General features: G+C 39.4%; 8 protein-coding genes. 7 read left to right on the top strand and 1 reads right to left on the bottom strand.

The annotated features are described in order from the left end of the window. The first annotated feature begins 102 nt into the window (after positions 1-102). Complete coding sequence (locus tag E1140_RS18755; protein ID WP_155187730.1) at positions 103-1,041, top strand: FAD-dependent oxidoreductase; 939 nt, start codon at positions 103-105, stop codon at positions 1,039-1,041. Positions 1,042-1,048: 7 nt separating this feature from the next. Here the strand turns inward: E1140_RS18755 and E1140_RS18750 are convergent, their stop codons facing one another. Next, positions 1,049-1,858, bottom strand: coding sequence for a DUF1853 family protein (locus tag E1140_RS18750; RefSeq protein WP_155187728.1), 810 nt, complete (start codon positions 1,856-1,858; stop codon positions 1,049-1,051). Positions 1,859-2,119: 261 nt separating this feature from the next. On the opposite strand from E1140_RS18750, the gene E1140_RS18745 reads away from it, so the two are divergent. From E1140_RS18745 to E1140_RS18720, 6 genes are all read left to right on the top strand, one after another. Then, positions 2,120-3,964 (top strand): PLP-dependent aminotransferase family protein, encoded by a 1,845-nt coding sequence (locus E1140_RS18745; protein WP_155187725.1) that lies wholly within the window; start codon positions 2,120-2,122, stop codon positions 3,962-3,964. Between the two features lie 15 nt (positions 3,965-3,979). Next, entirely contained in the window at positions 3,980-4,801 is an 822-nt protein-coding gene (locus E1140_RS18740; protein WP_155187722.1) for a polysaccharide deacetylase family protein, read from the top strand. A gap of 3 nt (positions 4,802-4,804) precedes the next feature. Then, positions 4,805-5,233 (top strand): YybH family protein, encoded by a 429-nt coding sequence (locus tag E1140_RS18735; RefSeq protein WP_155187719.1) that lies wholly within the window; start codon positions 4,805-4,807, stop codon positions 5,231-5,233. A gap of 121 nt (positions 5,234-5,354) precedes the next feature. Continuing rightward, the gene (locus E1140_RS18730; RefSeq protein WP_155187716.1) at positions 5,355-6,083 is read left to right on the top strand and encodes a hypothetical protein; all 729 of its coding nucleotides are present in this window, start codon (positions 5,355-5,357) and stop codon (positions 6,081-6,083) included. Positions 6,084-6,187: 104 nt separating this feature from the next. Continuing rightward, a complete protein-coding gene (locus E1140_RS18725; RefSeq protein WP_155187713.1) occupies positions 6,188-7,675 on the top strand; it encodes an APC family permease in 1,488 nt (495 codons plus the stop codon). Between the two features lie 2 nt (positions 7,676-7,677). After that, positions 7,678-9,045: aldo/keto reductase (locus E1140_RS18720; RefSeq protein WP_155187804.1), on the top strand; the 1,368-nt coding region annotated here is incomplete at its 3' end.

Genomic DNA, 9,045 nt, shown 5'->3' with positions numbered 1-9,045 from the left:
AAACCCAAATCGTGCTAGTTTTATGCTTTGCCACCTTTAGCTTTATTAATACAAACTGGAGTACGCTCATAAGGTCGTGACACTTACTTATTAAAATAGAAAATGAAATCTGTTACGGTTGTAGGTTCTGGTATTGTAGGTCTCACATCAGCAATTGTACTTCAGGAAAATGGTTCTACCGTTACAATAGTTGCAAAAGAACATTACAGCAAAACACTATCCAGCAAAGTAGGTGCTATCTGGTTTCCCTTTGAGATTGAACCAGCAAAAAAGGCCAATAAGTGGGCAGCCCTTTCTTACCAGCGATATCAGGAGGAGGCAAAAAATGGTAATGACGTCTCTTTTATTCCATTTTTAACGGCCTACACTTCTGAAAGTAACACAAAATGGACTGAGCAACTTCCGGCAGGTGCGGTGAGAAATGCTACTCCTGAAGAATTACCAAAGGGTATAGAAAAGGCCTTTGTTTCTAATGTTCCCTTAATGGAGCCACTCAAATACTTACCCTTCCTGTTTAACAGGTTTATTGAAAATGGTGGTCACTTTGAGAAGAGTGGAATTGCTAGCCTCAAGGAAATGTCATCATTAAACAGTCTAGTTGTCAACTGCACAGGTTTGGGGGCAAAAGAATTATGCAACGACAATGAGTTGATTCCTATGAGGGGGCAAATTTTACGATGCGCAAAATTAAACACTCCTTCCTTTGCAGAGCCTACAAAAAAAGGCGCTTTGACCTATGTCATTAACAGAAGTGGTGACTCCATTATTGGAGGCACAGATTATGAAAACAATTGGAATGTAAATATTGAGAAATCCGATACCGATTTAATTTTGAGCAGGTTTGAAAGTCTTGGATTAGATAACAAAACACCTCAAATATTAGAAGAGATGGTTGGGTTAAGACCAAAGCGAAAGTCGGTCCGGTTTGAATTTGATCAGAGTTTTAATAACATTTTTCATAATTATGGTCACGGAGGTGCTGGTTTTACAGTAGCCTGGGGTTGTGCAATAGAACTTTCCGAAATTCTTAGTAAGACGTAGAATTACTTCAATCCCACCACACCACAAACAGTTTTTGCACACTTCCTTCTGGCAATTTCATCCAGCAAAGTGGCGAGGAGCGATCGTTCAAGGTTTTCGCCACGACTGTTTCAAAATCCTTGTAGGACAACCAGTCTACCTCTAAATGAGGTTCTATTAACCAGTCCAGTTTAGGTGGGATATAAAAAGTACAATGTGTATAGTTAGTCAGGTCTTTAAAGCGGACATAAAAGCCTTTTATGCATTCATTGTTGATCAAATCATGCCTAACATTCCTATGATCTAATGGCACAAAGAGTTGCGCTTTAAAGTAAAGTCGTTGTACAAATTTGTCTGAGGTCAAATTCAGTCCATTCAGTATATAAGCAGTAGCTGGGTGATAAAGTAATGGTAGCTGTTTCTCTTTCAATTTAGTGAGTTTGTAAACCAGACTGTCTTTACGATTGGGCCCAATCCACCGATGCAATTCATCCGGAATAGAAGGGTCATACAAATAAAATTTATAGACAATTTCTAAGTGCAAATAAGCCTCCAATTGATTAATCAGCAAGTCTATTTCCCCAACTGTAACCTGATTTTGAAAGACTTGCACATTAGATTGTATGATCTGAATGGTCTTATCCTGATCAAGTTCATAGGAGACAAACTGTTCAACTAGTTTGCCTAACCTAATGTGTGCATCAGTATCCACAACGGGATAGCCCTCTACCTTTTCATCAGCTTGCTCAAACATCTCGAGCCCTGCCAGTGAACCCTCCCAAAGAAATGGTGTAGCCTGAAAGCCATCAAAGCGTTGATTAGTTAAAAGTGTATTCATTGCATTAGTAGGACATATTCTTGTTCGATCTTCGATCCCTAAATTCAGACCATTACAATTTACAAATTATCAATTATTGTCTTCAGTTTTATTACTAACAGAGTTTCAGAAAATACTACCTTTGATCCATTGAATTAGTGTAAATATTATAGGTGGGAATATTGCCTTTATGATCAAATTACAGCAGCATTTTATATCATTTTCACTATTTAAATTGCTCGTAGAAAGTAGATAATATCAGCCGATAAAAAGGTTTAATTTATGGAAAACACAAAGACGTTAAATTACATCAAACAAGTAATAAAAAACATGCCTTCAGATTGGCTCAACCTAACGACTCATCGGCTTGATATTTATGATGAGAAGCTGGCCAAAGTTGAGTTTCTACAAGGTTTTGATCAATTAGCAAAGAACAATAATGCTGAAGAATCAGCATTAAGCGAGTTACCAACTGCTTATGATTATATCAGATTGGGGCATCCTTTATCTTCTGTACTTGAATGGACAATTGCTCAATTATTGAAAATGGAAGCTGAAAGTGTAGTAAGTTTTTCATCAAGAACAGCTCCTATTCTCGCCATCTTGCGAAGGAACTTTTTTGAAGGTAAAAACACGCGAATTATTCATGTCAATGAGCTACCAAAGTCTTTTGATGCTGCGCTAATTCACCGAGTATATGGCTATCAATTTGAAACACAGCAAGTGAAGAATATTCATGAAGTTCAAAACTTCGATGGCACTACCATTTTCGTAACTGAACAAGAAATAAGTGAGTCTCTCGAGCTTCCATCTACTGTCGATTTCTTGATTAGCATGGATGATAAACTTGGCAGCATTTTGATTGTTAATGGCCCTGATAACAAGCGTTATATTTCTGAAATTCAGCATGTAAGAAGAAGAGAAACTATTGCCATGACTCCTGATGATTGCTTCATTACCCTGCAAAATTTAACTGAAAATGGCACTGATCATTCGAAGGTTAGAAACCGTTCAGCGGATCAAAATGCTGTTGAGAAATGCATTATGGAAATTACTGATACCGACAACAAGCCTTTAATAGGCTCTAGCGGATTATCTATTCAGTATGCTATAATGATGGGCCTTGTTGATCATGCACTTGAAGCACATCCTGGAAAAGACATTAAGTTTATAGTTCCTCCTAATTGTTATGGTGGAACTAACGATCAGGCCAGGCGAGTTGCGGCTTGCAATGACCGTATAGAAATCATGGACCTATTGGTAGATAGGGAAAATAACATGGTCCAAAGCATTGATGCTGTCTTAGAAGAGGTGGCCTCGCAAGATGCAGTGCCATATATTATAGTTGAAATACCTACTAACCCACGCGTAGAGGTGCCTGACCTGGGTAATTTAAGGACGGTTCTGCGTAAAGCAAGAACTACATCTCAGGGTACAGCTTCTGTAGCTCCTGTCTTTATTCTTGATCAAACTTTTTGCCCTAATGTGCGGTTTTTGGGTGAAGAGGATATACTATCAGGGATCAACGCCATTTCATATGTAAGTGGTTCTAAGTTTCCGAGCGGTGGTAAGTGCACAGCCGGCTATTGTGTTGCCAACCAACAGGCAGCAGATTTAATGGGTAAAATTGAAACTCATCTTAAGCTTTGTGATAATGAAGCCACTGATTTGCAAATGGAGCTACTTGCACAGCAATTACCTTCTATGAATGAAAGAATTGAAAAGGCTTATCAATACACCCGTGAGTTTGTTAATTTCATTGAACAAACACTCCCTGAAGCTAAAATCAATTTTGTTTCAGAAGAGCTCGCACAGCAAGGTTTCACCCCATCTGTTTTTTCACTCGATCTTCCCACCAAAGGAGATACTGACGAAGAAAGAGAAGCCTATAAGCGCGCACTAAACCTGAAGTTAATCAACTCAATGATAGAAGAAATACCGGGAGAAAGTAAATATTGTGTGAGTTATGGACAGCTAAAAGGATGTTACTGGACTATTCCAGCTACATCTACTCAGGGTACTACCAAAGAAGGAGATAAAGATTACATTGCTCGTGTGGCCTTATCTGCTAACATGGATTTAGAACATCATAAAAAAGTCTTCGCTGAATTTGCATCGAATATTTAGCTTGATGAACAGATTATGAAAAGGACAAATTTCACTCAACTAATACTTTTATTTAGCATTCTGTTTCAAACATCGGCATGTGGGCAGACTAAAAGTGAGCTCACCTGGCCAAATGGTGCCAAAGCTGCAATTTGCCTAACATATGATGATGGCCTTTCGAACCATGTCAATACTGTTGGACCAATGCTAAAAAAGTACAATTTCAAAGCTACCTTCTACCCCACCCTCGCCTCTTCTTCCATCTATGATGAAATGGATAAGTGGAAGTTGCTCGCTCAGGATGGTCATGAATTAGGGAACCATACCCTTTATCACCCTTGTCAAAAATCAAAACCCGGAATGGGATGGTTAAAGGATTATCAGGACCTGGATCAATACAGCATCGAACAACTATTGGAAGAAATACAATTGGCCAATAGTTTTTTATCGGCACTGGACGGGAAGAAAAACAGAACTTTCGCCTATCCATGTGCCCACTATTATGCTGGTGGTGTCAATTACAAGGACAGTATCAATGAATATGCTTCAGCGGCAAGAGGTAGCTCAGAAGATCAGGAATTAGTCAAGAGTCCTACTGAAATAGATATTTATAATGTTCCTTCATGGGCGCCTAATAATCATAAGGCCGATGACCTTATTGCCTACATTGAAAAGGTTATAGAAAACAATTCCTTCAGCACATTTACTTTTCATGGCATTGGCGCTGAAGACATGATTGTCTCCAAAGAAGACCATGAAGAAATGCTCAAGTACCTGGATGCACATCGCGATGAGATTTGGGTAACCACTTTTAAGGAAGCAACAGATTATTTGAGGTCTCAACAGATAAAAAATTAAAATATGAGCTCAGGAATAAAGAAGATTGAAGATTTCTTCAAAATATACAAAGAGTCCGCATGGAACAAAGATTCAGTTTCTATGATCAGTCTGTATGATCAACATGCCGTCATATTTGATATGTGGGACAAGGGTAGCATTTCTAATGAAAAGGAATGGGCCGGACTTATAGAAGACTGGCTAGGATCTTTAGGTGACGAGCGTGTCAATGTCGATTTCGAAATATTGAAAATCCAAGAATCAGGAGCTGTAGGCTTCGCAACTGCGCTGATTAGTTTTCAGGCCATATCTAAAAAAGGAAAAGTTTTGAGAAGCATGAAAAATAGAATAACAGTAGGCTTCTCAAAGTATGAAAACCAATGGAAAGTAATACATCAGCACACATCAGCGCCTGTAAGTTCTGAAGATCTCTCTGCTATTTTAGATCTATAGTCTATTTTGTAAACAAAGTGTACTAATCCGGGCTATAACTTAGCTTGGCAATACTTAGGGAATAAATTTTTACTATTTTGTAGGTAGAATATAGAGAAAACCCCTCTTCATTTTCATCTACATGAGAGTTATTATAGCCCATTTCAATATATCAATTATTTTCGTTTTAGGATTACTCATGCTTACCATTGCATCTAGCACAGTAATGGCACAGGAAAAGTCTGGAAAGGTTAAAAGCGGTTTCATGGATCCTAACATTTATTATGATACCCGAGGTCATAGTGAGTTTACTATTAATGCCTTAGCCAAATTTCATGGCCCGTTTGAGTATTTTGGATTTGTTAATTACACGGGTGCAGAGGAAGATACTGATGTAGGATCTTTTTATGTAGAGCAAACCCTTCGCTGGAAATTTTATAATAAATTACCCTTAAATCTAGCTGTGCAGGCAGCGCTTCGAAGTGGAGCGGCTAATGATTCCTACCGCCTTGGCTTGCGTTGGATTGCAAATGAAACGGGTGGCATTTCAGAATTGCTATCAAAGCTGCATTTGAGTTATGGTGTAACACTTTTTGCTTTGCAGGCCGGATATGGTGACCAGCAGCGCTACTTAGCACAAATAGAACATGCTTATCGATTTAGTTTCTGGCAAAACAAGGTTTATATCTCTGGTTTTGCCGATCAGAATTTAAATCATGGCTCTGATAATCCATTTACATGGGTTACTGAACATCAGTTAGGTATACAGTTATTGCCCAATTTTTACGCAGTGGCAGAGTACAGAATCAATGAATTTCTCACTGAAACCACAGGTGTAGGTTTAGGGTTGGAGTATGTTATGCGTTTCTGAATTATATCTATCTAAATTATCTCCATACCACTGGTCATAATTCATCATAAATTCTTACTCCTAATTCCAATTGATTCAAGTTTCATTTGTAGATTGGCATTTAGATGAAGCAAAGGCTTAAAATTAAATTGTACAGGCAAATTGGTCTTTTAGGCCTCGTTGCCACAGGGGTTTGTTCCATGCTCGGAGCATCTATAAATGTTGTTCCATTTATGATTCAGCGCAATGTGCCAGGTATAGGTCCATATGTTCTTCCCGCTTTTGTTTTTGCTGCTATACCAGCCATTTTTGCTGCTCTTGCTTATGCTATTTTATCTTCATCCATGCCACGTGCAGGTGGTAGTTATCTCTATGCAAGCAGGGGCCTAAATCCATATTTAGGCTTTATAGCCAGCTTCTCTCAGTGGTTCGGTTTATCCATTGTCATTGGGGTAATAGCCTATGTATGTGTGCCTTTTATGCGAGACGTAGCTATTGGAATGGGCTGGAATCAACTTGCCGCAACATTAGAGACACCGGTCGTAAGAGTAGGATTGGCTTTAGGACTAATTTGGCTTTTTGTTGGTGTAAATATTCGAGGCAACAAAACATATGAAAGGATTCTTATCCCAATGATGTTCATGATGTTCATTCTTGGCAGTATTGTTATTATCTCTGGCTTTTCATTTAATACTGAAGAATTTATAGCGGCTGTCAAACTGAAAGATAACGTGGATGTTAAGTTAACTTCTGCTGAGGCGTTAGATTGGCGAACCTTTCTTTCTGCTGCTGCATTACTTTTTTCCAGCTTTATAGGTTTTGACTCAATTGCCCAAGCAGGTAGCGAAGCGAAAAATCCTACTCGGTCTCTGCCCAAAGCAATACTTCTGACGATACTAACTGTCGGCTTGTTTTACTTCCTTTTTACTTCTGCAGTCTATAACACTGTGCCCTGGAGTTATGTGGCTTCAGAAGCCATGAATAAAGATATTAGTGCTCCTGGTTTGTTGAGCTATGTGTTACCATCAGGTCTTGGGGTAGCCATTTTGCTAGGTGCAGCCATTGCTCTAATTAATGATTTGCCTGCGATGCTATTGTCAGTTTCAAGATTAATGTTTGCATGGGCTGAAGATGATATTTTTCCTTCCTTCATCGCCAATGTACACCCCAAACGCCATACTCCGCATATTGCCCTTATTATCGCTGGTATTATGGCCAGTATTGGTGTGCTGGGTTCTCACTTTGCAGGTGACTTCTTTTTAGGAATAGATATTATGGTAACATCCATGATCGTCAACTTTCTTCTAATGTGTGTTACGCTTATTACCATTCCAAAAGTAAACCCTGAGTTAGCTAAGGAGATAAAATTAATAGAAGAACGCGCCTTTCAACTATGGATAGGCTGGTCGGGCACTATATTTTTAGTAGCCTTTTTGATTATACATACCTATAAAGACCTAACTTCTGATGCCTCTGCATGGTATTTTCATTCAACACCTATATGGCTCATTGTAATGTCGTTGGCGAGTCTCGTGTTTTACTCCAGATGGCGAGAGTTCAAAAAGGCGAACATTGACACCAAAGAAAAATTTAAACTGCTTCCTGAAGAATAGTTATGGAACTCACAACCTCACTAGCCCCTGACTTAAAAATTTCCAAAATCATCACCGGACTTTGGCAGATTGCCGATATGGAAAGAGATGGTAATACATTAGATCCCCATGAAACATCAAAAGCAATGGAGCCCTATGTGAAAGCCGGTCTGACTACTTTTGACATGGCAGATCATTATGGTTCAAGTGAGATTATTACAGGAACTTTCAAAAACACCAATCCTTTAGGAGATAAGGTTCAGCTCTTCACAAAGTGGGTGCCTGCTGCCGGAAAGATTAGTAGGGAAGATGTACGCGCAGCTGTTAATAAGGCATTAAATAGAATGCAGCAGTCATCAATTGATCTAATGCAGTTTCATGCCTGGCACTATCCTGACCCAAGCTGGCTTGATGGACTGTTTTATCTGAACGAGCTAAAAGAGGAAGGACTTATTAAGCATTTGGGAGTCACCAATTTTGATGCAGCACATCTGAGGATTGCCTGTGCCTCAGGCATTCCATTGATTAGCAATCAGGTTTGTCATTCCTTGATTGATCAAAGAGCATCGGGTAAAATGGCTCAGGTTTGTAAAGAGTATGGCGTAAAAGTGCTGGCTTTTGGCACATTGGCGGGTGGATTTCTTACTGAAAAATGGCTAGGTAAATCAGAGCCAAAGCAGGATGATCTGGAAACTTGGTCGGAAATGAAGTATAAAAGATTCATTGATGCAGCCGGTGGATGTGAGCCTTATCAAAATCTATTGCACGTTGTGAAAAGAGTTGCTGACAAGCATCAGGTTTCCATAGCCAATATCGCCAGTCGGTATATCTTAGAAGGTGATCACGTAGCTGCAGTAATCGTTGGTGCCCGACTTGGAAAAAGTGAGCATATTGAGGATAACACCAAGTTGCTCAACATTGACCTTAGCCAAGAAGATATTGCTAACATTAAGGGTGCTCAACAAGAACTTAGCCCTATCCCCGGTGATTGTGGTGATGAATATAGAAAGCCTCCTTTCCTTACTGCTTCGGGAGATTTGAGTCACCATATAGATGCCATTCCAAAGTCATTTGAACCTGTCAATACTGCCGAAGACAGAACGCAGGTTTTTAGCGGAACAGAATGGGAAGAATATGCTGGCTATTGCAGGGCTGTTCGGGACGGCAATAGAATTCATGTTTCAGGTACAACGGCTACGCATGGCAGTATGATGATTGGTGGCAATGATGTAGCTGCGCAGACTCATTTTATTATAGACAAGATTGAAGGATCTATAGAGTCATTGGGTGGTAAATTGAGTGATGTGGTCAGAACCAGAATCTTTGTCAATAACATTGATGACTGGGAGCCAGCAGCCAGAGCTCATGGAGATAGGTTTAATGGAATAAAC

The sequence above is a fragment of the Fulvivirga lutimaris genome (assembly GCF_009711525.1).
In the GTDB taxonomy this organism is placed as follows: domain Bacteria; phylum Bacteroidota; class Bacteroidia; order Cytophagales; family Cyclobacteriaceae; genus Fulvivirga; species Fulvivirga lutimaris.
The sequence above is the reverse complement of the archived record's forward strand: the minus strand, read 5'-3'. Positions and strand labels throughout refer to the sequence as shown.

What these genes read in the sequence shown, in the direction of transcription:
- E1140_RS18725 (WP_155187713.1), top strand. Translation starts at nt 6,188, where the DNA reads ATGAAGCAAAGGCTTAAAATTAAATTGTACAGGCAAATTGGTCTTTTA.
- E1140_RS18755 (WP_155187730.1), top strand. Translation starts at nt 103, where the DNA reads ATGAAATCTGTTACGGTTGTAGGTTCTGGTATTGTAGGTCTCACATCA.
- E1140_RS18730 (WP_155187716.1), top strand. Translation starts at nt 5,355, where the DNA reads ATGAGAGTTATTATAGCCCATTTCAATATATCAATTATTTTCGTTTTA.
- E1140_RS18740 (WP_155187722.1), top strand. Translation starts at nt 3,980, where the DNA reads ATGAAAAGGACAAATTTCACTCAACTAATACTTTTATTTAGCATTCTG.
- E1140_RS18750 (WP_155187728.1), bottom strand. Translation starts at nt 1,858, where the DNA reads ATGAATACACTTTTAACTAATCAACGCTTTGATGGCTTTCAGGCTACA.
- E1140_RS18745 (WP_155187725.1), top strand. Translation starts at nt 2,120, where the DNA reads ATGGAAAACACAAAGACGTTAAATTACATCAAACAAGTAATAAAAAAC.
- E1140_RS18735 (WP_155187719.1), top strand. Translation starts at nt 4,805, where the DNA reads ATGAGCTCAGGAATAAAGAAGATTGAAGATTTCTTCAAAATATACAAA.